General features: G+C 33.7%; 22 protein-coding genes. 12 read left to right on the top strand and 10 right to left on the bottom strand.

Going from position 1 to position 24,708, the window contains the following annotated elements; all coding sequences use genetic code 11:
* Positions 1 to 288: 288 nt before the first annotated feature.
* A complete protein-coding gene (locus tag R3L15_RS02945) occupies positions 289 to 1,389 on the top strand; it encodes an OmpA family protein (RefSeq protein ID WP_338733136.1) in 1,101 nt (366 codons plus the stop codon).
* 38 nt (positions 1,390 to 1,427) lie between these two features.
* Here R3L15_RS02945 and R3L15_RS02940 read toward each other — a convergent pair whose 3' ends face one another.
* Positions 1,428 to 2,552 (bottom strand): TlpA disulfide reductase family protein, encoded by a 1,125-nt coding sequence (locus R3L15_RS02940; RefSeq protein ID WP_338733135.1) that lies wholly within the window; start codon positions 2,550 to 2,552, stop codon positions 1,428 to 1,430.
* Positions 2,553 to 2,703: 151 nt separating this feature from the next.
* Between R3L15_RS02940 and R3L15_RS02935 the strand changes: the two genes are divergently transcribed.
* The 3 genes from R3L15_RS02935 (at position 2,704) to R3L15_RS02925 (ending at position 4,178) form a co-directional block, all read left to right on the top strand.
* On the top strand, positions 2,704 to 3,414 hold the full coding sequence (locus R3L15_RS02935) for a DUF4197 domain-containing protein (protein ID WP_338733134.1): 711 nt from the start codon (positions 2,704 to 2,706) through the stop codon (positions 3,412 to 3,414).
* A gap of 309 nt (positions 3,415 to 3,723) precedes the next feature.
* Positions 3,724 to 3,924 carry a Lacal_2735 family protein gene (locus tag R3L15_RS02930; protein ID WP_338733133.1) on the top strand — a complete coding sequence of 67 codons (201 nt, stop codon included), beginning with the start codon at positions 3,724 to 3,726 and terminating at the stop codon, positions 3,922 to 3,924.
* Between the two features lie 89 nt (positions 3,925 to 4,013).
* A complete protein-coding gene (locus tag R3L15_RS02925; RefSeq protein WP_338733132.1) occupies positions 4,014 to 4,178 on the top strand; it encodes a hypothetical protein in 165 nt (54 codons plus the stop codon).
* A gap of 16 nt (positions 4,179 to 4,194) precedes the next feature.
* On the opposite strand, the gene R3L15_RS02920 is transcribed toward R3L15_RS02925, so the two are convergent.
* Genes R3L15_RS02920 through prfA form a run of 3 tightly spaced genes read right to left on the bottom strand, consistent with a single transcriptional unit; the run spans position 4,195 to position 6,911 of the window.
* Positions 4,195 to 4,989, bottom strand: a complete 795-nt coding sequence (locus R3L15_RS02920) for a helical backbone metal receptor (protein ID WP_338733131.1) — start codon at positions 4,987 to 4,989, stop codon at positions 4,195 to 4,197.
* Entirely contained in the window at positions 4,979 to 5,800 is an 822-nt protein-coding gene (gene pyrF, locus R3L15_RS02915) for an orotidine-5'-phosphate decarboxylase (RefSeq protein WP_338733130.1), read from the bottom strand. Before pyrF ends, R3L15_RS02920 begins: the two co-directional genes overlap by 11 nt.
* A 34-nt stretch (positions 5,801 to 5,834) precedes the next feature.
* Positions 5,835 to 6,911 carry a peptide chain release factor 1 gene (prfA, locus tag R3L15_RS02910; RefSeq protein ID WP_338733129.1) on the bottom strand — a complete coding sequence of 359 codons (1,077 nt, stop codon included), beginning with the start codon at positions 6,909 to 6,911 and terminating at the stop codon, positions 5,835 to 5,837.
* Positions 6,912 to 7,029: 118 nt separating this feature from the next.
* Here prfA and R3L15_RS02905 point away from each other — a divergent pair, with 118 nt between their 5' ends.
* Positions 7,030 to 7,326, top strand: coding sequence for a hypothetical protein (locus R3L15_RS02905; protein WP_338733128.1), 297 nt, complete (start codon positions 7,030 to 7,032; stop codon positions 7,324 to 7,326).
* 45 nt (positions 7,327 to 7,371) lie between these two features.
* Here the strand turns inward: R3L15_RS02905 and R3L15_RS02900 are convergent, their stop codons facing one another.
* The 5 genes from R3L15_RS02900 to R3L15_RS02880 all read right to left on the bottom strand — a co-directional run bounded on the left by R3L15_RS02900 (position 7,372) and on the right by R3L15_RS02880 (position 15,565).
* Positions 7,372 to 9,918 (bottom strand): adenosylcobalamin-dependent ribonucleoside-diphosphate reductase, encoded by a 2,547-nt coding sequence (locus R3L15_RS02900; protein ID WP_338733127.1) that lies wholly within the window; start codon positions 9,916 to 9,918, stop codon positions 7,372 to 7,374.
* 199 nt (positions 9,919 to 10,117) lie between these two features.
* Positions 10,118 to 11,035: a DUF3078 domain-containing protein gene (locus R3L15_RS02895; protein WP_338733126.1), complete on the bottom strand. Its 918-nt coding sequence runs from the start codon at positions 11,033 to 11,035 to the stop codon at positions 10,118 to 10,120.
* Between the two features lie 69 nt (positions 11,036 to 11,104).
* The gene (locus R3L15_RS02890) at positions 11,105 to 12,283 is read right to left on the bottom strand and encodes an AIR synthase related protein (protein WP_338733125.1); all 1,179 of its coding nucleotides are present in this window, start codon (positions 12,281 to 12,283) and stop codon (positions 11,105 to 11,107) included.
* Positions 12,284 to 12,319: 36 nt separating this feature from the next.
* Positions 12,320 to 12,973 (bottom strand): Curli production assembly/transport component CsgG, encoded by a 654-nt coding sequence (locus tag R3L15_RS02885; protein WP_338733124.1) that lies wholly within the window; start codon positions 12,971 to 12,973, stop codon positions 12,320 to 12,322.
* A 405-nt stretch (positions 12,974 to 13,378) separates the two neighbouring features.
* Complete coding sequence (locus R3L15_RS02880) at positions 13,379 to 15,565, bottom strand: glutamine synthetase III (protein WP_338733123.1); 2,187 nt, start codon at positions 15,563 to 15,565, stop codon at positions 13,379 to 13,381.
* Between the two features lie 250 nt (positions 15,566 to 15,815).
* Here R3L15_RS02880 and R3L15_RS02875 point away from each other — a divergent pair, with 250 nt between their 5' ends.
* Positions 15,816 to 16,826 carry a glutamine synthetase beta-grasp domain-containing protein gene (locus R3L15_RS02875; RefSeq protein WP_338733122.1) on the top strand — a complete coding sequence of 337 codons (1,011 nt, stop codon included), beginning with the start codon at positions 15,816 to 15,818 and terminating at the stop codon, positions 16,824 to 16,826.
* Between the two features lie 61 nt (positions 16,827 to 16,887).
* Here R3L15_RS02875 and R3L15_RS02870 read toward each other — a convergent pair whose 3' ends face one another.
* Complete coding sequence (locus R3L15_RS02870) at positions 16,888 to 17,838, bottom strand: calcium/sodium antiporter (RefSeq protein ID WP_338733121.1); 951 nt, start codon at positions 17,836 to 17,838, stop codon at positions 16,888 to 16,890.
* Positions 17,839 to 18,006: 168 nt separating this feature from the next.
* Between R3L15_RS02870 and R3L15_RS02865 the strand changes: the two genes are divergently transcribed.
* The 6 genes from R3L15_RS02865 (at position 18,007) to R3L15_RS02840 (ending at position 24,645) form a co-directional block, all read left to right on the top strand.
* Positions 18,007 to 18,366, top strand: coding sequence for a BlaI/MecI/CopY family transcriptional regulator (locus R3L15_RS02865; RefSeq protein WP_338733120.1), 360 nt, complete (start codon positions 18,007 to 18,009; stop codon positions 18,364 to 18,366).
* 2 nt (positions 18,367 to 18,368) lie between these two features.
* Complete coding sequence (locus R3L15_RS02860) at positions 18,369 to 20,321, top strand: M56 family metallopeptidase (protein WP_338733119.1); 1,953 nt, start codon at positions 18,369 to 18,371, stop codon at positions 20,319 to 20,321.
* 19 nt (positions 20,322 to 20,340) lie between these two features.
* Positions 20,341 to 20,565, top strand: a complete 225-nt coding sequence (locus R3L15_RS02855; RefSeq protein ID WP_338733118.1) for a hypothetical protein — start codon at positions 20,341 to 20,343, stop codon at positions 20,563 to 20,565.
* A gap of 102 nt (positions 20,566 to 20,667) precedes the next feature.
* Positions 20,668 to 22,881 carry a RelA/SpoT family protein gene (locus R3L15_RS02850; RefSeq protein ID WP_338733116.1) on the top strand — a complete coding sequence of 738 codons (2,214 nt, stop codon included), beginning with the start codon at positions 20,668 to 20,670 and terminating at the stop codon, positions 22,879 to 22,881.
* A 27-nt stretch (positions 22,882 to 22,908) separates the two neighbouring features.
* Entirely contained in the window at positions 22,909 to 23,361 is a 453-nt protein-coding gene (locus R3L15_RS02845; RefSeq protein ID WP_338733115.1) for a transcriptional repressor, read from the top strand.
* Between the two features lie 12 nt (positions 23,362 to 23,373).
* Entirely contained in the window at positions 23,374 to 24,645 is a 1,272-nt protein-coding gene (locus R3L15_RS02840; RefSeq protein WP_338733114.1) for an adenylosuccinate synthase, read from the top strand.
* Positions 24,646 to 24,708 lie beyond the last annotated feature (63 nt).

Genomic DNA, 24,708 nt, shown 5'->3' with positions numbered 1-24,708 from the left:
TAAATCGACTTCCAACTATTATTCCTAAATATTGAAGTAATAGTAACATTGTAATAACCTACCCACCATATTTAAGTCCTATTTTTAAATATTAAAAACACTTAAAAACTTGTATTTTTCACATTTTTTTAACATATTTATTAATAAATACACATCACAATACAAAAAAATAACATCAATATTTCTTTTCGAACTAACTAAGTGACTAACACAAGAATACTGTGTCTAAACTAATAGACAAAAAAAAAGAAGTTTAATTTTATTTATTAACCAAATTAATTTTAACACATGAGAAATCTATTATTTTTAACTCTATCACTCTTCATTTCTGGTAGCATATTTGCTCAAGGATTACCTGATAATCCAGATCCAGGAAAATGCTATGTAAAATGTATTACAAAAGACGAGTTTAAAGAAGTAACTGAAACTATTGAGGTTTATCCAGCCTATAATAAATTAGAAGTTGTTCCCGCAACCTACAAAACTGTTGAAGAGCGCGTTTTAGTAAAAGAAGCAACAAAAAAGTTTGTATATGTTCCCGCTACATATGAAACTGTTGAAGTATCGTATGTGAAAAAAGCTGGCAGAACTGATCTTACTGTAGTTCCAGCATCTTTTGGAAAAGACTCTAGAACGTTTGAGGTTTATCCAAAAACCTCTGGTTGGGAATACAAAATTCTTGAAGATTGCCCATCCGTAAACAAAGAAGATTGTGTTGCTGCTTGTTTTGTAGAATATCCAGCACAGTATAGAGATGTCCCTTTTACAACATTAACTAAAGACGCAAATACAGAAGACGTCCCTGTTGCAGAACAAACAACAACTTATAAAAAGCAAGTAATTAAAACACCTGCTAGAGTTGACGAAATTGAAATTCCTGCAGAATACGCAACCATTACAAAACGTGTTGTTGACCAACCAGCCACCACAACAAGCGTTACTATTCCTGCTAAATCTGAAACAGTTACAAGAACAGTTCTTGATAAAAAAGGTGGCATTACAACTTGGGAAGAGGTTGATTGCGAATTATTAACTCCTACTGTACTTCCTATTTTCTACGAACTAGGTAGCGCCAGATTAACACCTGCTTCTAAGAAAGTAATCGACGAAACATTGGTGCCAATATTAACAGATTCTAATGTAAACATTGAAATCATGGCACATACAGATTCTAGAGGAAACGATAGTTTTAACATGTCTCTTTCTCAACAACGTGCTAACGCTGTTGTTAATTACTTAGTTGGAAAAGGCTTTTCAAGAAGCAGAATGACGGCTAAAGGTTTTGGAGAAACTAGATTAACAAATCGTTGTTCTAATGGGGTAGATTGTTCTGAAGCTGAACACCGCAAAAACCGTAGAACAGAATTTAGAGTTATCAATAATAACTAAACATAAGTACTATTAATTTATTCAAAAAAGGCACCTATTTATTTAGGTGCTTTTTTTATATGGTAAGTTGTTATTTCATCGTTTTTCTTCTCAATGTTAATCCCATAAACATCCAAAAGGTTTTGCTCCATTAAACTATAGTACTTGTAATGAATTTGCCAATCGTGTAAAGAAGTATTAAAATCTTTAATGTTGATATATTTTATTGGCAAATCTAATACCAAAGACAAACGAAATTTCACATCATCTAAATAAACATCATTAGCTTGAATTTCTGTATCGCCAATTAAAAAACTTTCAGCATCTTCCCCCCAATCTATTTGATGCGTATTCCAAAGTTGAGCATTCTTAAAATCCATAACCAAACATTCCTTTTCTTTAGTTAACGTCTCCGCAACTAAACCTAATTCTTCAAGAACTTCATCAAAAGCATGTTCTAGCACTGAAGTATGTACATAAATCTGATACGAAGCATTATCGTCTTTGCTTAAATACAATTGCGAAGCATGCGTTTTTAACAAATAACTTAAAACCTCCTGTAAATTACCTTCTAACTTAACGTAACTATCTTCTTTAGAAACCTCGAGCGATAGATTATCTACAGTATTTAACCTCTTAATCTCGATAGGTTTTGTTGGTTTGTAATCTTGAATAGATGACTCGGAGAGATTATTATTCTTTACAATAAAAACATCATCCACATTACCTCTAATATTGGAACGCCTTAAAAATCGCTGCAAATCATTAGGCTTAAAATCTGTAGGACTACCTTCCCAAAGTTTATTTCCATAAGCATTAATTAACACACCATAAGGCAAAAACTGTACACCAAATTTTTTCATAGTTTGACTATTAAAATCTGAAAAAACTGCTAATTCTGAAGGATGTTTTTTTAAATGCTTTTCAATTATCGCAGAATTTTCTTCAGATAAAGACACCACATAAAAATCATTTGAAAATTGTTTTTGTAATACGGTTAAATACTCGTTAGCATAAACGCATGGACCGCACCAAGTAGCCCAGAAATCTATAAAGTAAAGCTTATTTTCACTAGACTGAGCTATTTTAGAGTCTTGTATTTTTTGAGATATTTCAACTTGCGAAAATCCAACAGAAAAAACCAAAACGGCTATTACGCTAAAATAAATCGATTTTATATTCATATTTACAAAGTAACAAGACTATTAAAGCAATTATTGTGCTAAAATATGATTTTACATCTATTTTTTACCAAAAACAACATCTGCAATTAAATTAGAGTCCGTTATTTTTAAAATAAAAAACTATCTTTATCCTCTCAAAAAAAAACAAATTATGTACCGTAAAGTCCTTGCCATTTTCTTAATGATTTCTTTTTTTAATTGTGCCGAACTACAAGAAGTTGTAGAGCAATTACCCGACACAACTACTGTAGGTTTAAGTAACGACGATATTGCCTCTGGATTAAGAGAAGCTTTAGACAAAGGTATTGACGAACAAGTTACTAAGCTTACTCAAAAAGATGGGTTCTACAAAAACGAATTAGTAAAAATTATACTACCTGAAGAATTAAAGAAAGTTGAAAAAGGCCTACGAGACATTGGTTTAGACAATTTAGCAGACGAAGGTATAAAAGCCCTAAATCGTGCTGCTGAAGATGCCGTAAAAGAGGCCACACCTATTTTTGTTAATGCTGTAAAAGACATCACTTTTACAGATGCAAAAAACATTTTACTTGGTAACGACGATGCTGCTACACAATATTTAACCTCCAAAACACAAACAGAACTTTACAGTAAGTTCCACCCTGTTATCAACAACTCCTTTTCTAAAGTTGGTGCCGACCAAATTTGGACCAACTTAATAAATAAGTACAACAGTATTCCTTTTACCAATAATGTAAATCCTGATTTAACAGATTATGTTACTAGTGAAGCCTTAAATGGCGTGTATAAAATGATTGCTGTTGAAGAGCTTGAAATAAGAAACAAAGTATCTTCACGCACAACAGATTTGCTAAGGAAAGTATTTGCTTTACAAGATTAACAACATCTTGTTTATAGCATTTATTCTTTACTTAAAAAACTTAACTCATTAATTATCAGATTATAAAATATTTAATCTACCTTAATCTAAACCTAATATTTACATAACATTGGAGTGCGGATTAAATCTGATATTTGCACTGTATTTCAAACAAAGGAATATCTACTTCATTCTGAAAAATTTGGATTAGTACAAGTTAGTTAGTTGAAAAATCGGTTCTATAAGAGCCGATTTTTTTTATTTTACACGAAAATATAACTTGCTGTATTTCAAAAAATTAAATATATTTATAGAACAACTTCTTCAACTATGAAAAAACTAGCCAAAATAAAAAGCAAGCAAAGTAAACTTCAACAGCAATACAAACAGCTAATTGAACAAGCTTATAATTTAAGACAAACCGATTCAGCCGAAAGCGATTTTACAGAATATAAAGCCATAAAACTCTTAAATAAGCTAAATAAACTTAAATATTTAGATAGGGAGTTTATTAAAAAACCCGCTTTATAGTTTTTTATAATAATTTTAACCTTTAGATTACATCTAACCCATTAATTATTACGTAATTAAGAATACACATTAAAAACAAATAATTACGTATGAGAAAACAATTTTGCAAAGTAGGAAAAACAACACCCAATCCTACCAAAAACAAGACCACTAAAGACACTAAGACTTTTTCTGAAAATTTCCCAGAAACAGCTTACGCCATTTCAAGAACAGTAAGCTTTAACGATAACTGTATAGCTAAGCCTATTCTCTAGAAAAGGCTATGTTAAATTATTGTAAGTCGTTTTTATGCAAACACTTAAAATAAGGAAATGCTTTTTTAAGTCTAGAACCATACCAAGAAAACATTTCGCCATCTACTAACACTACTTTAGTATTTGGAAATTGTTTTTCTAAGGTTTCTTTATGCTCTTTTTTAAACGGATAAGGTTCGCTCGAGAGCATGATAACATCAGCCGCCTTTAACTTTTCATTGTTTAAACAAATCTCTGGATAACGCGATGAAGAAACAAATACATTTTTAAAGTTATTTTGTTCCAGTAAATAGTTTATAAATGTATGGTTACCTGCAACCATCCACGGCGAACTCCAAATAAAATAACCCACCTTAAGAACCGGCTTATCCACTATAAAATTTTGAAATGATTTTTGCTCGTTAGAAATTGAAGTCACCAATGCCGCTGCTTCTTTTTTAACATCAAATATGCTTCCATACATTTTAATCAGCGCTAAGCAATCGGTAACAGTATAAATATCGCTAACATGAACTGGCGCTATTTGAGAACACTGTTCAACTATATCTTGTGTATTTTCTTCTTTATTGCAAAGAATTATATCGGGCTGTAACGCTTTTATTTTATCGAAATGCACTTGTTTTGTTCCGCCAACAATTAATGTATCCTCTCTTATCGTTTTAGGATGAACACAAAACTTAGTAACACCAACCAATTGTTTTTTTAAACCAAGATCGCACAATAGCTCTGTTAAACTTGGCACCAACGACACAATGCGTTTAGGCACATCTTGAAAAACAAGCGTTCTATGCAATTGGTCTTTAACTTGCATGGGTTAAAATGGCTTCCATTTGCTGTTGAAGTTCTTCAGCCTTTATTGCTGCAGCCTGGGCGAAATCCTGCTCTTTAGATGCATAAATAATCCCTCTAGAAGAATTAATTAACAACCCAACATTTTTGGTCATTCCATATTTACACACCTCTTTTAAACTTCCTCCTTGCGCACCAACTCCAGGCACCAATAAAAAGCTTTCAGGGACAATCTTTCTAATTTCCTTTAAGTATTCTGCTTTTGTAGCACCAACTACATACATTAAATTTTCGGCGTTATCCCAAGTTTTAGAGGTCTCGAGAACTTGTTTATATAATTCCTGGTTATTAACATTAAGCGTTTGAAAATCGAATGCGCCTTGATTTGAGGTTAGCGCCAAAAGAATAGCATGTTTGTCTTGAAAACTTAAAAAAGGCTCTACCGAATCTTTTCCCATATAAGGCGCCACAGTTACACTATCAAAACCTAAGTCTTCCAGAAATGCCTTAGCATACATTTTACTGGTATTACCTATATCGCCACGCTTGGCATCAGCAATAGTATACAGTTCTGGATAATTTTTATTTAAATAATGAATCGTTTTTTCTAATGATTTCCACCCTTTTAACCCATAAGCTTCGTAAAATGCTGTGTTTGGCTTATACGCTACTGCCAAATGGTGTGTGGCATCTATAATAGCTTTATTAAAAGCAAATATAGGATCTTCTTCGTTTAAAAGATAGTTTGGTATTTTATCTAAATCAACATCTAATCCAATACACAGAAAGGATTTTTTTGTTTTAATTTGGTGAGTAAGTTGTTGTGTTGTCATGTTATAAAAAAAGCCCCAAAATGAGGCTTATTAATTAAATAGTTTCGTCGCTAGCTTTTAACTTTTCGGTGTTTTCGGCTAACTGCAATTCATCTATAATTTTTTGAATATCGCCGTTTATAATATTTTGCAAATCATATAACGTTAAGTTTATTCTATGATCTGTTACACGACCTTGCGGATAGTTATATGTTCTAATTTTTGCACTTCTATCACCAGAGGTTACCATACTACCACGTTTAGCTGCTTCTTCCTCTTGCTTTTTAGCCAATTCTAAATCGTATAAACGAGAACGTAACACTTTAAAGGCTTTCTCTTTATTTTTATGTTGTGATTTTTGGTCTTGACATTGCGCTACCAAACCTGTTGGCTCATGCGTTAAACGCACAGCTGAGTAGGTTGTGTTAACCGATTGCCCTCCTGGACCAGAAGAACAGAAATAATCGATACGGACATCTTTAGGATCGATTTCAACATCAAACTCTTCGGCTTCTGGAAATACCATACAGGTTGCCGCACTTGTATGTACACGGCCTTGCGTTTCTGTTTGTGGCACACGTTGTACACGATGTACACCAGCTTCAAATTTTAATGTTCCGTATACGTCATCGCCTTCTACTTCAAATTGAATTTCTTTAAAGCCGCCATTGGTGCCTTCACTAAAATCTACGGTACTTACTTTCCATCCTTTACTTTCGCAGTATTTGGTATACATTCTGAATAAATCTCCCGCAAAAATACTTGCTTCGTCACCTCCTGTACCAGCACGCAGCTCTACAACAGCATTTTTAGAATCTTCTGGATCTTTCGGGATTAATAAGAAGCGAATTTCATCTTCTAGTGGCGGAATTTTTTCCTTGGCTTCTTCTAGCTGCATTTTAGCCATTTCAACCATTTCTTCATCACTGCCATCTTCAATAATTTCTTCGGCCTCCTGTATGCGATCTAATACCATTTTGTATTCTTCTCGCTTATCAACTAGAACTTTTAAATCTTTGTATTCTTTATTTAACTGAATGTAACGTTTTTGATCTGCGATAATATCTGGTTGGATAATTAAATCGCTAACCTCGTCAAAACGTTGCTTTACTATTTCTAACTTCTCTAACATCTACCTTTTTAAATTAGTTGAGCAAAAATACGATAATTTATGAATTGCTTGTAACCAAGTATAAGATTAAGACTTACAAACACCAAAATATTTTTCTAAAAAAACCGTTTACTCTTTCATGACACAACACTTAGGCGCCATATTAATATTTTATAGAAGCTTAATAACTTGGTCTTTTGGAGTAACTATTTTTATTACCGTAATATCTCCAGAAGTTACATCTATCGCTCTAATCAAGTTGCTTATGGTGCTATTTTTATGGTTTACAATTAAGGAAAAAGAAAACAACCTCAATCATAAGCTTATGATTTACAAAAGATTAGATATTTCTGAATTTAAGTTTTTTAGCTTTATTTATTTTTTAGACTTAATAGTGTCGCTACTATCCTTTGTACTAATTAAAGAATTCATTTAAGCAAAAAAAAAGAGCACTTTACAGCACTCTTTTTATAAAATTTACTTATCCACATTTGGATGAACCACAATCTTGACACGTTAAACACCCTTCTTGATAGATTAACTTATCAGAATTACAATTGGAGCATTTTCCTTTAGCTTTTGTACCATCTTCAACAAAGCGTTTTAAAGCGCGAACAACACCATTTTTCCAGGTATTAATAGAAGCGCTATCTAATTGCAAACTGTTAATTAAATCCACAACCTTATCTATTGGCATACCATGTCTTAACGTACTAGAAATTAGCTTTGCGTAATTCCAGTATTCAGGATTGAATTTATGAGACAAACCTTCGATAGTTGTTTTATAACCGCGCTTATTTTTATACTGAAAATCGTAACGAGATGTTCCGTCTTCATTTCTATTTTTAATAATTAATCCTTCTGTCACCCATCTTGGTATTAGAATACCATCTTCATCATCGGCTAAACCAGTAAAAATTTCATAAGGTTTACCATCAATTTTACCTATAAAAGCAATCCACTTTTCTTTATTATTCTGGAATCTAACCACATCGGCTTCTAATATTTGTGGGCGTTTTGTAGGAAAGTTTGTTAAGGATTCGGTGTCTTGTTCTTTATCATCATTAGAAATCAATACGCCAGAACGCGAACCATCTCGATACACTGTCACGCCTTTACAGCCCACTTCCCAAGCTTTTAAATATAAGTTTCCAACTAAATCTTCAGACACATCGTTAGGCAGATTAATCGTTACACTTATGGAATGATCTACCCATTTTTGAACAGCGCCTTGCATACTTACTTTACTTAACCAATCTACATCATTCGACGTAGCTTTATAATAGGGCGATTGCTTTACAATAGCATCTAATTCTTCCTGAGAACAATTATCATCAACTTTAATGTTATTGACTTCCATCCACTGTTTAAACCTATGGTGGAACACTACATATTCTTCCCAAGAATCGCCAACCTCATCTACGAAATCTACACGCACATTCTTATCATTAGGATTTACTTTTCGACGTCTTTTGTAAACAGGCAGAAAAACAGGCTCTATACCGGAACTTGTTTGTGTCATTAAACTTGTTGTTCCTGTTGGCGCAATAGTTAATAACGCTATATTACGTCTTCCATATTTTACCATGTCGTTATATAATTGCTCATCAGCTTCTTTTAAACGCTGAATAAACGGATTGTTCTTCTCACGCTCAATATCAAAAATTGAAAAAGCTCCTCGCTCTTTAGCTGTATAAACCGATGCCTTGTAAGCTGCAATAGCCATCGTTTTATGAACCTCAACAGAAAACGCATTTCCTTCTTTAGATCCATAACGAATTCCTAGCGCTGCTAACATATCGCCTTCTGCCGTGATACCAATTCCTGTTCGTCTTCCTTCTTCGGCTTTGGTTCTAATATTTACCCATAAATTACGCTCGGTTGCTTTTATTTCATCCGATTCTGGATCGGCGTCTATTTTTTTAATAATAGCATCTATCTTTTCCAGTTCTAAATCTATAATATCATCCATGATACGCTGTGCATAGGCAATATGCTCTTTAAATAATTCAAAATTGAAAGTCGCTTGATCTGTAAAAGGATTTTCTACATACGAAAAGAGATTTATTGCTAATAATCGACAAGAATCGTAAGGACACAAAGGAATTTCTCCACACGGATTGGTGGAAATTGTTTTATAACCTAAATCGGCATAACAATCTGGCACCGATTCTCTGGTTATGGTATCCCAAAATAGAATTCCAGGCTCAGCAGATTTCCAGGCATTATGAACAATTTTTTTCCATAACTTTTGAGCTTTTATGTCTTTTGAATACTTAGGATTATGGCTAAATATGGGATATTTTTGTATGTAATTAGTATCATCTTTTACTGCCTGCATAAAGCCATCATCTATTTTTACCGATACATTAGCCCCAGTAACCTTCCCCTGCTCCATTTTAGCATCTATAAAATCTTCGGCATCGGGATGATTTATAGACACCGATAACATTAAAGCACCTCGCCTACCATCTTGAGCAACTTCACGAGTTGAATTTGAATAACGCTCCATAAACGGTACAATTCCTGTTGATGTTAAGGCGGAATTTTTCACTTCGCTACCTCTAGGTCTGATATGTGATAAATCATGACCAACACCGCCTCGACGCTTCATTAGCTGTACTTGTTCCTGATCTATTTTCATAATGCCACCATAGGAGTCTGAAGCCCCTTCGTTACCTATAACAAAACAATTTGATAAGGATACAATTTGATAAGGATTACCTATGCCTGCCATAGGACTTCCTTGAGGGACGATATACTTAAAATTCTTAATAAGATTGAATACGTGATCTTCTGACATTGGGTTAGGATAACGCTTTTCTATTCGCGCAATTTCCTTAGCAATACGTTTATGCATATCGTCTGGTGTGCGTTCGTAAATATGTCCTTGAGAATCTTTTAAAGCATATTTATTTACCCAAACGCGTGCCGCTAGATCGTCTCCTTCAAAGTATTTTAAGGAAGCTTCGAAAGCTTGGTCTTGTGTATAGGTGGATTTTGGTTTTTCAACCGTATTGATACTCATAATGATTTTGTGATTTTTGCTGGATTAAAACTTGGTGTGAACATAGCAAAAATTACCAACTTAAAAAATAACAAAAGTCATGAAGTTATCAGGAAAAACCAACAACACCACTATAAATCAGCGCGTTAAAAATTTATCAACAATAAAAAGTTGACAATTTTTTAAAACTAACTAAAATGTATATTGTTTAATATGAATTTTAAAAATCGACTACAACACCTACACCAAGTAGCTGTTTCCATTGTACGGTTGCACCTTCTTCTTCGTACTCGCCTTCTACATCAGTTTCGACTAAAACTTTAGTGTCATCGTCATATCTTAAATGCGATCCTAATGTCGCTCTTACGAAGTCATTTACTTTAAAATCAAAGTTTACCTGCCAATCAACATCAATGTTACCAAAGTTGTTTAGGTAATCTGTGTAGAAGCTTACAAAATGTTTTACTGAAATATTTTCGAATAACTGAGCTTCATAGGCATTTGTAAGCAACACACCTATTTCTTTTCTTACTTTTTCTCCTTCACGAATTAAATTGCCTTCGCTATCATATTCTGCTGGCCGCACTCCAAATGAGCCTAAATTCGCCAACTCTTCATCTAAAACAAAGGTCGCTTTTAATGTTAACGGAGAAAAGTAACTAGAAAATTCATCAATATTTTTCCCGTACTCGACACCACCTCCCAAAAACAAGTATCCTGGTGCCATAAACCTTGAAATAGCCTTATTTTTATCGGGGTAATTATAACCATTAGTAAACTGCGATTTAAAATTAAATCGTGCAGAATAATACCAATTGGTTAGCGTATCTTTTCGATACCCTACAACAGAGCTAATATCTATAATATCATCTGTTTTACGCATTTTTTGTTCTTGCTGTTTATTTATTCCGTAGCGCGTGAGCAAATTAGTGTTCCAAAAAAAGTGTCTGAATTGATATTTTAGCTGACTTTGGAAACTTAACAACGCAGAAATAGAGTTACTACCACCAGCATTCCAGTTAACAAAAGCCACCTCACTTATATCTAAACCAGCTTTGTTAGTCTGCTCCCAAGTCCCTTTTGTTGGCAACTTTACATCGTCATTTACATAAAAAAATAAAGAATCTGGTTGAGCCATGCATAAATTAGACACAAACAGAACCACTAAACAAAACAAGACTCTCATTTTAAAAAGTATTATAAATTATTAATATTCGAACGTTCCAAACTCACTTTTAATAGTTAGTCTCTTCTCTGGAGAAGCTTCAACACGACCTATAATTTTAGCATCGACATTAAAACTTTTTGATATTGCAATAATATCATTCGCAATCTCTTTATTTACATACAACTCCATTCTATGACCACAATTAAACACCTGATACATTTCTTTCCAATCTGTTTTAGATTGCTCTTGAATTAGCTTAAACAACGGTGGAATACTAAACATATTATCTTTAACAATATGTAAATTATCTACAAAATGAAGAATCTTAGTTTGTGCGCCACCACTACAATGTACCATGCCATGCACATCCTTACTATCATAATGATCAAGGATTTTTTTAATTATGGGAGCATACGTTCTTGTTGGAGACAATACAAGCTTACCTGCATCTATTGGTGAATTCTCTACAGAATCGGTTAGTTTTACATTTCCAGAGTACACTAAATCTTCAGGAACCGAGCTATCAAAACTCTCAGGAAATTTTTCTGCTAAATACTCATGAAAAACATCGTGACGTGCCGATGTTAACCCATTACTTCCCATACCGCCATTGTACGATGTTTCGTATGTTGCCTGCCCAAACGATTCTAGCCCAACAATAACATCACCTGCTTGAATATTGGCATTATCGATAACTTGATCTCTTTTTACTCTTGCCGTTACCGTGGAATCTACGATAATTGTTCTAACCAAATCACCAACATCTGCAGTTTCGCCACCTGTGGAGTGAATGGTTACACCAAAGTTTTTTAATTCGGAAATAAGCTCTTCTGTGCCATTAATAATAGCCGAAATAACGTCTCCTGGAATAACATTTTTATTGCGTCCAATAGTTGACGATAACATAATATTATCTGTTGCTCCAACACACAATAAATCATCAATATTCATTATTAATGCATCTTGCGCAATACCTTTCCACACAGAAATATCTCCTGTTTCTTTCCAATACATGTAGGCTAAAGAACTTTTTGTTCCTGCACCATCGGCATGCATGACCAAACAATAATCCTCGTTATTTGTTAAGTAATCTGGTACAATTTTACAAAAGGCTTTAGGGAACAACCCTTTATCTATATTCTTGATAGCGTTATGTACATCTTCTTTTGAGGCAGAAACACCTCTTTGAGCATATCTTTTGCTTATTTCTTTACTCATAGGATGGGTTTGAAATGCAAAAGTAATAATTGTAATTTATTTATTGTCTATTATTGGGTTTGAATTAATTATTGTAGGCTGATTAGAATGTTTTACACGTTTTCTACCAAAATAGTAATTTACACCAAAGCCTAAACGCCAGTAAACATCGTTTGACTTTCCATATGCTAAACCATCCACTAAATCGGAAAAAACATGATTATAATCGGAAAATATTTTCAACCCAATATTATCAGAAAAAATATACTCCAAAGCTATACCGGCTTGTGCTTTAGGATCTGTTTGATTAAAATAGTTTGATGCATGAATTCCTCCTCCAACATATATATGTGGCGAAAATTTATCATAAGGCATTAACGTAGCCTCCAAATTAACATCAAAAGACATAAACCCTTCATTATAAATATTTTTTGCCGCGAGATTAAATTTATGGTAAGACACATTTACATTAACATATGGAATGATATAGCGCTTATATCCGGCTTTAAAATAAATTTCAAACATGGGATTAGAATAATCTCCATTAATAACCGAAGTTCCTAATCCACCTTCTAAAACATTATTCCCTCTATAAATAAAGAAGTTTTCTTTTTTGAAATAGCTAGAATTTGCTTCCTGAGAAAAAGCAGTAATAAAACTCCATCCAAAAACAATTAAGGTTAAGACTTTAAGATTTTTATTAATAGGCATTAAGATTAATATATTTTTTATTTAAAACTACAAAATCAAACTATTTAAACCTCAATATAATACACAAAAAAAACCTTAATAACTTTTACAAAATTGCAATAGCTAAAAAGGTTTCTGTTTTCTTTATCTATTTAGATTAAGGAGGTACTCGTTCTATTTACTTGGTACTTTCATGACGATATCTTGTTGCTTTGATTCTTTTTCATCATCTGACTGCGAAAAAATAAATGTAGCAATCATCAATAAAAGGACACTAATTAAGAGCCGTTTCATGTTTAATATAATATTGATTAATAGCAGTACTAAAATACTAAAAACCAGCCTTAGAAATATACATTTAACACTTTTTTCGTTAACATACGTCTATTACAAGATAAACGACACTTAAGCACACAAAACCTTAGGCTATTTTGTAAAAAGTAACTCTCTGTATTTGGTTAATGGCCACAACTCGTCATCAACCAAAAGCTCTAACTTATCGCAATGGTATCTAATGTCCGAGAAAAGTGGTTTCACCTTATGACAGTAAGCTTTTGCTTTCTTTTCAATATCTGTCATTTTATTTGCTTTTTTACGCTCGTCAATCATTTTGGTTATGGTTGAATTTATAACCTCTAGACGCTGAGAAATATCCTCGATTAAACTTAATTGTTCTTTTGCGAACTTCTTATAATTAGCTCCATATATTTCTTTTAACCCTTTAACATTGTCTATTAAAATATTTTGATAACGCACGGTAGTTGGAACAACATGATTTCTAGCTATATCACCTAAAACACGACCTTCAATTTGAATACGCAAAACATATTCTTCCATTTCTATTTCGTAACGTGCTTTGGACTCTACAGCATTCATAACCCCCATTTCCTCAAAGAGATTAATCACCTTGTCGCTAACCTTTACTTTTAGAGCTTCTGGAGTTGTTTTGTTATTACTCAACCCTCGTTTTTTGGCTTCTTTCTCCCAAGCTTCGCCATAGCCATTACCTTCAAACAGAATACTTTTAGAAGCTTTTATATACTCTCTTAAAACATTAAATACAGCTTCGTCTTTTTTAAGTTTTTTGGTGTCGATTAACTTATCAACTTCTACTTTAAAGTTTTTTAATTGTTTTGCCACAATAGTGTTTAATACGGTCATTGGATTAGCACAATTTGCCCAAGAACCAACTGCTCTAAACTCAAACTTATTTCCAGTAAATGCAAATGGCGACGTACGGTTTCTATCAGTATTATCTAGAAGTATTTCTGGAATCTTCCCAACAACATTTAACTTTAAATCGGTCTTTTCTTTAGGTGACAATTTTCCTGAGGTTACATTTTCCAATTCCTGTAAAACACCTGTTAACTGCTCACCTATAAATACTGATATAATAGCTGGTGGCGCTTCGTTTGCTCCCAGTCTATGATCATTACTTGCCGAAGCTATTGCTGCCCGCAACAATTCTTCATTATCGCAAACTGCTTTAATTGTATTGATAAAAAAGGTTAAAAATTGCAGGTTACTCATAGGTGTTTTTCCTGGGCTTAATAAATTTACACCAGTATCTGTACCTAAACTCCAATTGTTATGTTTTCCAGAACCATTAACACCTGCAAAAGGTTTCTCATGAAGTAAAACTTTAAAATTATGTCTCTCAGCCACACGATTCATAACATCCATCAATAACGAATTATGATCTACCGCTAAATTTGCCTCCTCATATATAGGCGCCAATTCAAACTGGTTTGGCGCTACTTCATTATGTCTCGTTTTAACAGGTATTCCTAATAAGATACACTCATTTTCAAAATCACGCATAAAAGCCATAGCGCGATTAGGAATAGTCCCAAAATAATGATCGTCTAACTGCTGCCCTTTTGCCGCCGCATGACCTAACAAAGTTCTACCTGTTAATGTTATATCTGGTCTTGACGCCGCCAAAGCGCTATCTATTAAAAAGTATTCTTGCTCCCAACCTAAAGAGGCGTTTACTTTTTTAACATTTTTATCAAAATATTTACATACAGCAACTGCCGCATTATCTACCGCTTGAAGCGCACGTAATAAAGGTGTTTTATAATCTAAAGCTTCACCTGTGTAAGCCACAAAAACAGTTGGAATACATAATGTAGTTCCATAAATAAAAGCAGGCGATGTTGGATCCCAGGCAGTATATCCTCGTGCCTCAAATGTATTTCTTATCCCTCCATTAGGAAAACTAGATGCATCTGGCTCTTGTTGCACTAATTGCCCTCCTCCAAATCGTTCTATCGCTCTACCATTCCCTATAGGCTCAAAAAATGCATCATGCTTTTCTGCTGTTGTTCCTGTTAATGGCTGAAACCAATGTGTGTAATGGGTTGCTCCTTTTAAAATTGCCCATTCTTTCATCCCTGTTGAAATATGGTCTGCAACATCTCTATCTATTTTAGCGCCATTCTCAATAGCAGACATAACACTTTCATATGCTTTTTTGGTTAAAAATTGACGCATAGCGGGCTCATTGAACACATTCTCTCCAAAAACTTCTGATCGTCTTGAAGGCTCCTCAACTTGAACAGGTGTTCTATTTAAGGATTCTTTAATAGCATGAAATCTAAGTGTAGACATTTTAAATTGATTTTTATGTTGATAAAAACAAAATTACTACGGTCTATAAAAAGAGTAAAGTAAAACTGTCTCATATTATTAACAATCCTGAAGCTTTTTTAAACATTTTACCACAAAAAACCAAAAACACCCCATAAAAAACAGGGTAAATTTCAAAAATCCTTTTTTTTAAATAAAAATAACCCTAAAAAAAACAAGGTTTAAAATTGATAACATATATTTGCACCATAATTAAAAAACTAATAACGTAATGGCAAAATCTAAACTTGAGTACATTTGGCTTGATGGCTACTACCCAACTCAAAACATGAGAAGTAAAACTAAAATTGAAGAAAACTTTAGTGGCAAACTTGAAGACTGCCCTATTTGGTCTTTTGATGGCAGTTCTACAAAACAAGCAGAAGGAAATTCTTCTGATTGTCTTTTAAAACCTGTTGCTATTTTTCCTGACCCTGCTAGAAAAAATGGTTACTTAGTAATGACAGAAGTATTAAATGCTGATGGCACACCTCACGAATCAAATGCAAGAGCTACAATTAATGATGACAACAACGATTTTTGGTTTGGCTTTGAACAAGAATACTTCATTATGGACACACACACACAATTACCTTTAGGCTTTCCTATAGGTGGATATCCTGGACCTCAAGGTATGTATTACTGCTCTGTTGGTGGAAGAAATACGCACGGTAGAGATTTTGTTGAAGAACATGCAGATTTATGTATTGAGGCTGGTTTAAACTTTGAAGGCATCAATCAAGAAGTTGCTTCAGGACAATGGGAGTTTCAACTTTTTGCTAAAGGAGCAAAAAAGGCGGGCGATGAAATTTGGATTGCACGATACTTACTAGATCGATTAACCGAAAAATATGGTTATTATATTGAATACCATCCAAAACCTGTAAAAGGAGATTGGAACGGGTCTGGTATGCATGCCAACTTCTCTAACTCTATCTTAAGAGAATGTGGTGACAAAGAGACTTACATGAAAATTTGTGAAGCCTTTAGACCTGTAACTAAAGAACATATTGCTGTTTATGGAGAGTTTAACGACGAGCGTTTAACTGGAGATCACGAAACGGCATCTATAGATGACTTTAGCTATGGCATTTCAGATAGAGGTGCCTCTATAAGAATTCCTATTATCACAGTTGAAAAAGGCTGGAAAGGCTGGCTGGAAGACAGAAGACCAGCATCTAACGGCGACCCATACAAAATCGCAGGACGAATTGTTGAGACTGTTAAATCTGCAGACGTATAAAAAACATCTGTTTTTGTTTATAATAAAAAGACTTGCTTTTTTTTGGGCAGGTCTTTTTTATTTATAACACAGACAACATTATAAACACTAGATAAGCACCGAAAATTAAAAACCCTTTTAATCGGCCAATCTCAAACCGTTTAGGAATAAAAACTAAAGGAATTAATATAGCTGCAAAGCCAATCATCCAGAAAATGTTTGTCGATAAAATTTCTGGCGTATTAGGATTTACCTGAATTGGCTTAATAATAGCTGTTATCCCTAAAACTGAAGCAATATTAAATATGTTAGACCCTATTAAATTTCCAAGAGAAATAGCTTTTTCCTTTTTTAGAGCAGCAATTACCGAAGCCGCCAACTCTGGAACACTTGTACCAATAGCTATTACAGTAACCGAAATAGCATACTCACTAATACCAACCGATGTAGCTAAATCTTTTGCACCACTTACTAACCATTCACTACCAAAATACAAGGACGCTGCACCAATTAATAACCAGACGACAATTTTAAAATTAGATGTTTTTTGAAGTGCATCATCTACATCTTCAACTTCAACATGATTACTTTTTCTGGAATCCCTAATAAGCACAATTAAAAAAACAATTAAAGCCACCATAAAAATGACACCTTCAATCCTACTTAAAAGTTTATCCTGACTTAAAAAAACATAAAGCAACAAGGACAAAATCATCATCATTGGCCAGTTCAGGCGGTAAAAATCACGATCGACAAGCAACGGCGAAATTATAGCTGTAATCCCTAACACCAAACCTATATTAGCTATGTTGGAACCAATAACATTGCCAAGAGAAATATCGGACGATCCATCTAAAGCAGCTTGTACACTCACCAACAATTCTGGGGCAGATGTAGCAAACGACACCACTGTCATTCCTATTACCAGCTTTGAAAGTTTCAACTTAAATGACAATGCCACAGAAGACCTCACCAAAAATTCTCCACCAACAACTAAAAGCATAAGTCCTAACAAAACCCAAACTACACTCATAAATTACACTTAAAAACGTTAATTAGTTCTACGTTTAATTAAAAACGCGAAGATAGTATTAAGTTTTGTTTTAATACAAAAACTAAAAATTTCGTTAAAAAACTATATTCATAGTTGTATAACTACAAAAATAGTTATAGGTTTGTGTAAGCACAATAAAGTTCAATTATGCAAAAGTTAACAAACAAGGAAGAAGAAATTATGCATATTTTATGGAAGCTTGAAAAAGCTTTTGTTAAAGATGTACTCGCAGAAATACAAGAAGACAAACCACATTACAACACGCTATCTACTATTATTAGAAACCTAGAAGATAAAGGTTATGTATCCTACCATGCTTATGGAAAAACTCACCAATACTACCCTATTATTACTAAAGAAGCCTACAAAAAAAGGTTTATGAATACTGCTATTGCGAACTACTTTAACAACTCGTATAAAAATGTTGTTTCTTTTTTTGCTAAAGAAGAGAAAATAAGCATTGAAGAGCTTAAAGAAATTATAGAGCTAATTGAAAACAAAAAATAACCATGGAATATTTATTAAAATCATCAGCCATAATCGTCTTATTTTATTTGTGCTATAAAATATTCCTTCAGCAAGAGACTTTTTTTGAAAGCAATCGTTGGTTCTTATTAACAGGATTAATATTCGCAGTGATTACTCCTTTTATATCTATTCCTATTTATATTGAATATACACCCATTGACACATCCAATTTTTTAATCACAAATACAGCTACACCACAAACAGCAGAGAAAGGCATTTCACTTATTAACATTTTAACTTGGGTATACTTTACTGGTTTGGCCACATTAGGCATAAAACTCATATTGGAATTCAAGGCACTGTTTACTGTTTTAACAAAAACAGATAAAAACATAAAGGGCAACTACACTTATATTACAACTTCTGCAAACATCCCTCCTTTTTCATTTTTTAGATGGATTGCCTACAACCCTACACAGTTTAACAAAACCGAGCTTAAACATATAATTAACCACGAAAAAGTACATGCTAAACAATTACATTCTATAGATGTTATAATAGCTCAAATAGCAACGGTGCTTTTATGGTGGAATCCATTTATCTGGCTATACAAGAAAGAAATTAAGCAAAACCTAGAGTTTATTGCCGATAAAAAAGCGCAAGACAGTTCTAATTGCGAAAAAAGCTATCAAATGCTTTTGGTAAAAACAAGCACAACAAACAATCATCAATTGGTCATGACCAATAATTTTTATAATTCATTAATCAAAAAACGAATCGTTATGTTACACAAATCAAAGTCAAGTAAATTAAAAGCTTGGAAATACACCTTAATACTTCCAGCGTTAGCTCTCTTTTTAATGAGCTTTAACACTAAAAAAGTTTACATAAAAAAAGACGCTAATTTAAAATCGCACGTCATTAGTTCAGCCACAACAAATAGCGAGCTAAATAATATAGAAGAACAACTAAGTTCAAAAAATATAAGCATAAAGTTTTCAGACATTGCAAGAAACCAAAACAACCTTATTGAACGCATATCACTACAGACAAAACGTAAAGACGAAAGCACCTTTACAAAAAACATTACTATAAGTAAAAAAAGTCCAAAAAATGCTATTGCAACATTTTCGGTAGCGTTAAACGCAAGTAAGACCAATGTTATTGTTACCACAGAAAAACCCAATGAAAGCACGATAGCTATTGGTAACGGAACAACATCAGAATTTAAAGAAAACAAAAAACCTGAATCTCATGGAAAAAACCCTATTTACGAGATTAATGGAAAAACCTATAAAAAGGAAAACTTAAACAACACCTCCTTAAAAACAAAAGGCTCAATCACACAGTTAAGTAAAAAAGAAAGCATAGCTAAATACGGTGAAATAGGAAAAGAAGGTGCCATTGTATTTAATGGCAAAACTACAACAGACATTGAAGCTCATATAATTACCAAAGATTTTACCGAGGCAGATTTTAACACCTTAAAAGCAACACTTGAAAAAAACGGTCTTAAAGCAAAATTTAAAGGCATTAAAAGAAATTCTAAAGGTGAAATTATCGCTATAAAAATTGATATAAAATCAGATAACGCCAATGCCAATTACAGCATAAGTAATAACACGCCAATACAACCCATTCAAATTAAATACAACACCAATGGGGATAACATTTCTATTGGAAATGCCAATTTAGTAGAGAAAATTGTTGTAAACAAAAACGGCAATAATATAAAATTCAATACCAAAGACGATGATAAAAAAGTCTTCATTGTTAAAACCGATGATGACAAAAACATTAAAAAGAAAATCATTGTAAAAAAAGCCGACGACATTATATTCACCAACAAAGAGAAGAAAATTATTGAATTAAAAAGCAATGACAAAAATGATGATGAACAGGAAGTTGAAATCATAGAAATTATCGAAGAAGACTCTCCAAATACAGATGAAGAAAAAGAAATCATCATTATAAAAGAAGACAAATCAAACTAAGGATAGTGAAGAAGATGAAATGATTTGGGCCTTCGAAAGTGATTCTCCTAACAAAAACATTCAAATAATTGGAGACACTAAAAAACCACTTTACATTATAGACAACAAAGAAGCTACTCCAGAAGAAGTAGAAAAAATAGCACCTAAAAAAATTCTATCCATGACAGTTCTTAAAGGAGAAAAAGCTACTAAAAGCTATGGTGAAAAGGGAAAAAACGGCGTTATTATAATTACCACAAAATAAAACTAGACCACCAAAACCATCAAATAACCAGTCCGAAAAAGGCTGGTTATTTTTGTTTGCAACACTATTGTCCATTAAATTACTTTATACTATTTTAGTTGTATGACAGAATTGGATATAGAAAAAGAAAATGCAGCCATTGCCAAAGCTTACCGCGAACTCCTTAAAGTAAGCTACCGCACCTTATCAGATGACGATAAAAAATTCATTAGAAAAGCGTTTGATGTCGCTTTAGATGCTCATAAAGAACAACGTCGTAAATCTGGAGAAGCCTATATTTTTCATCCTATAGCAGTGGCTAAAATTGTCGCCCAAGAAATCGGTTTAGACGCCACATCAATAGCTGCAGCCTTATTACATGATGTTGTTGAAGATAACGAAGACTACTCACTCGCTGATATTGAACGTCTTTTTGGTGAAACAGTTGCGCGTATAGTAGATGGATTAACAAAAATCTCTTCCTTAAAAAAATCGGGAGACATCTCTCTACAAGCCGAAAACTTTAGGAAAATGCTCCTAACATTAAATGACGATGTAAGAGTAATCATTATAAAAATAGCCGACCGCTTGCATAACATGCAAACCATGGACTCCATGCGCGCAGACAAGCAAGTAAAAATAGCCTCCGAAACCCTATATATTTACGCACCTCTAGCTCATAGGATTGGACTATACAACATAAAAACCGAACTTGAAGATTTAGGCTTAAAATATACCGAACCCGAGGTTTACAACGACATCCTTACCAAAATGAAAGAAAGTAAGGAAGAACAAGATGCCTACATTGAAACATTTAGTAACGCTATTAAAGAGGCTTTAGACAAAGAAAACCTTAACTACGAAATAAAAGGAAGACCCAAATCCATCTTTTCCATCAGGCGAAAAATGTTAAATCAAGGTGTAAGCTTCGATGAGGTTTATGATAAATTTGCCGTAAGAATTATTTACAAAAGCGATGTAAAAAATGAAAAATTCCTAGCTTGGAAAATTTATTCTATTGTAACAGACCACTTTAGACCCAACCCTACGCGCCTAAGAGACTGGATTTCCTCACCAAAATCTACTGGTTACGAAGCGCTTCACATTACAGTAGTTGGCCCTAAGAGTCGTTGGGTAGAAGTGCAAATTCGTAGCGAACGCATGAACGAAATTGCCGAAAAAGGCTATGCAGCTCACTACAAGTATAAAGAAGGTAGCGATAACGACGATAACTTAGACATGTGGATTTCTAGACTTCAAGATGCCTTAGAAAATCCCGAAACCAATGCTGTAGATTTTGTAGAGCAATTTAAACTCAACCTATATTCAAAAGAAATATTTGTTTTCACACCAAAAGGCGACTTAAAATCGTTACCCAAAGGCGCTACACCTTTAGACTTTGCCTTTAGCATACACACAGAAGTCGGTATGAAAACTCGTGGTGCAAAAGTAAATGGTAAATTAGTACCGCTAAGTCATACTCTAAAAAGTGGCGACCGCGTAGAAATTTTAACTTCAGAATCGATAAAACCTAACACCAACTGGTTAGATTATGCGACTACAGGAAGAGCTAGAAGCAAAATAAAATCACTTTTAAAAGCAGAGAAAAAAGAAATCGCCGAAGAAGGCAAAGAAATTTTAAGACGTAAATTAAAACAACTTAAAATAACGCTTAACGAAAAAACCGTTAACGAACTTGTTAACCACTTTAAACTTAAAACAAGCTTAGATTTATTTTACCGTGTTGGCATAGGTAAAATAGACAATAGTAAACTTAAGGAATATGCTTCCTCTCGAAGTAATGCACTTGTTAGCTATATAAAAAATAAAATTGTTCGTAAGCCTAGCGTCTCAAAAGATGACATAGAAAAAGATGAAATTACAACAAAATACGACCAATTAGTTTTTGGCAAAGACGAACAAAAACTAGACTACAAACTAGCATCTTGCTGCAACCCTATTCCTGGCGATCCCGTTTTTGGCTTTTTAACAATAAACGACGGCTTAAAAGTGCATAAAAAAAACTGTCCAAACGCATTAAGTCTTCAATCCAACTACGCTTATCGAATTATGACAGCTAAATGGGTAGACTCATCGCAACAAGAGTTTGCTACACAAATTAAACTTTCTGGAATAGACAATATGGGCTTAGTTAACAAAATTACCGAAGTTATTTCGTCCAACATGCACGTAAACATGAAAAGTATTAGCTTTGAAAGTGAAGATGGTATTTTCTCTGGGAAAATAAATGTTGTAGTTAAGAATAGTGCTATGCTCAATAAAGTTATCGATAATCTGAAAAAAATTAATGGTATCGATAAAGTATCAAGAGTTTAAAAATAAGTGTAACTTTGCAAGCATATTATGAGTGTAAAAACCGATACAAAAAACCAAGAAATTGTAAAGAATGTGTTTACAGCCTATCTAGAAGAGAACGGGCATCGTAAAACACCAGAGCGCTATGCTATTCTTCAAGAAATTTATGATAGCGAAGAACACTTCGATATAGAATCGTTGTACATTACAATGAAAAATAAAAAATATCGTGTTAGTCGCGCGACACTTTACAACACTATTGAACTTCTTTTAGAATGTGGCTTGGTACGTAAACACCAATTTGGTCAAAACCAAGCGCATTACGAAAAATCCTATTTCGACAAACAACACGATCATGTTATTTTAACCGATACAGGCGAAGTGATTGAATTTTGCGATCCACGCATTCAATCTATTAAAAAAACTATAGAAGAAGTTTTCGATATCGAAATAAAAAATCACTCACTCTACTTTTACGGAAACCGAAAAAAAACAACATAACTTTATACTATAATGGCGGTAGATTTACTACTTGGATTACAATGGGGAGACGAAGGCAAAGGTAAAATTGTCGATGTTCTTACCTCCAAATACAATATTATTGCCCGTTTTCAAGGCGGCCCAAATGCAGGACACACATTAGTTTTTAATGGAAAGAAGCATGTACTTCATACCATCCCATCAGGGATTTTTCATGAAGATGCTATTAATTTAGTTGGAAACGGTGTTGTAATAGATCCTGTTATCTTTAAAAAAGAGTTAGACAAGTTAAGTGAGCAAGGTGTAGACTACAAAAAAAACCTACTTATCTCTAGAAAAGCACACGTTATTCTACCAACGCATAGACTTTTAGATGCGGCTAGCGAAACCTCTAAAGGAAAAGCTAAAATTGGCTCTACCCTTAAAGGAATTGGCCCAACTTACATGGATAAAACCGGTAGAAACGGTATTCGTGTTGGCGACTTAGAAATAAGTGACTGGAAAGAAAAATACCGCGCTTTAGCCAATAAGCACGAAGCCATGATAGATTTCTACAACGTAGACATTCAATACGATTTAGACGAGCTTGAAGCAGAGTTTTTTGAAGGTGTAGAACAACTAAAAACGTTGCAGTTTATTGACTCCGAAGAATATGTTTTTCAAGCACAAAAAGCAGAAAAAAGTATCCTTGCAGAAGGAGCTCAAGGATCTCTACTAGATATCGACTTTGGAACCTATCCATTTGTAACCTCATCAAACACAACAGCTGCTGGCGCTTGTACTGGTTTAGGTATTGCTCCTAATAAAATCGGCGATGTTTTTGGTATTTTTAAAGCTTATACCACACGTGTAGGCTCGGGACCTTTCCCTACCGAATTATTCGATGAAGACGGTGCTACCATGGCAAAAGTTGGTAACGAATTTGGCGCTACCACAGGACGCCCTAGACGTTGTGGCTGGTTAGATTTAGTCGCCTTAAAATATGCTTGCCAAGTAAATGGCGTTACACAGTTAATGATGATGAAAGCCGATGTATTATCAGGGTTCGAAACATTAAAAGTGTGTACAGCTTACAATTACAAAGGTGAAACCATTACACATTTACCTTACAATATTGAAGAAGAGAATGTATCGCCTATTTATTCTGAAATGGCAGGTTGGAAAGCCGATTTAACAAGTATGAGTGAAGCTTCACAATTACCAAAAGCCCTTAACGACTATATCGATTTTCTTGAAAAAGAACTTGAAATCCCTATTAAAATTGTATCTGTTGGCCCAGACAGAAAACAAACTATTTTTAGGTAAAACAAAGAATAATCATTTACACAAAAGCTCCACTAATTCTAGTGGAGCTTTTTTTATTTATAT

Origin of the sequence: Mangrovimonas cancribranchiae (assembly GCF_037126245.1) — a bacterium.
Taxonomy (GTDB): domain Bacteria; phylum Bacteroidota; class Bacteroidia; order Flavobacteriales; family Flavobacteriaceae; genus Mangrovimonas; species Mangrovimonas cancribranchiae.
Note: the sequence above shows the minus strand (reverse complement) of the source record. Positions and strands in the feature narration are given on the sequence as shown.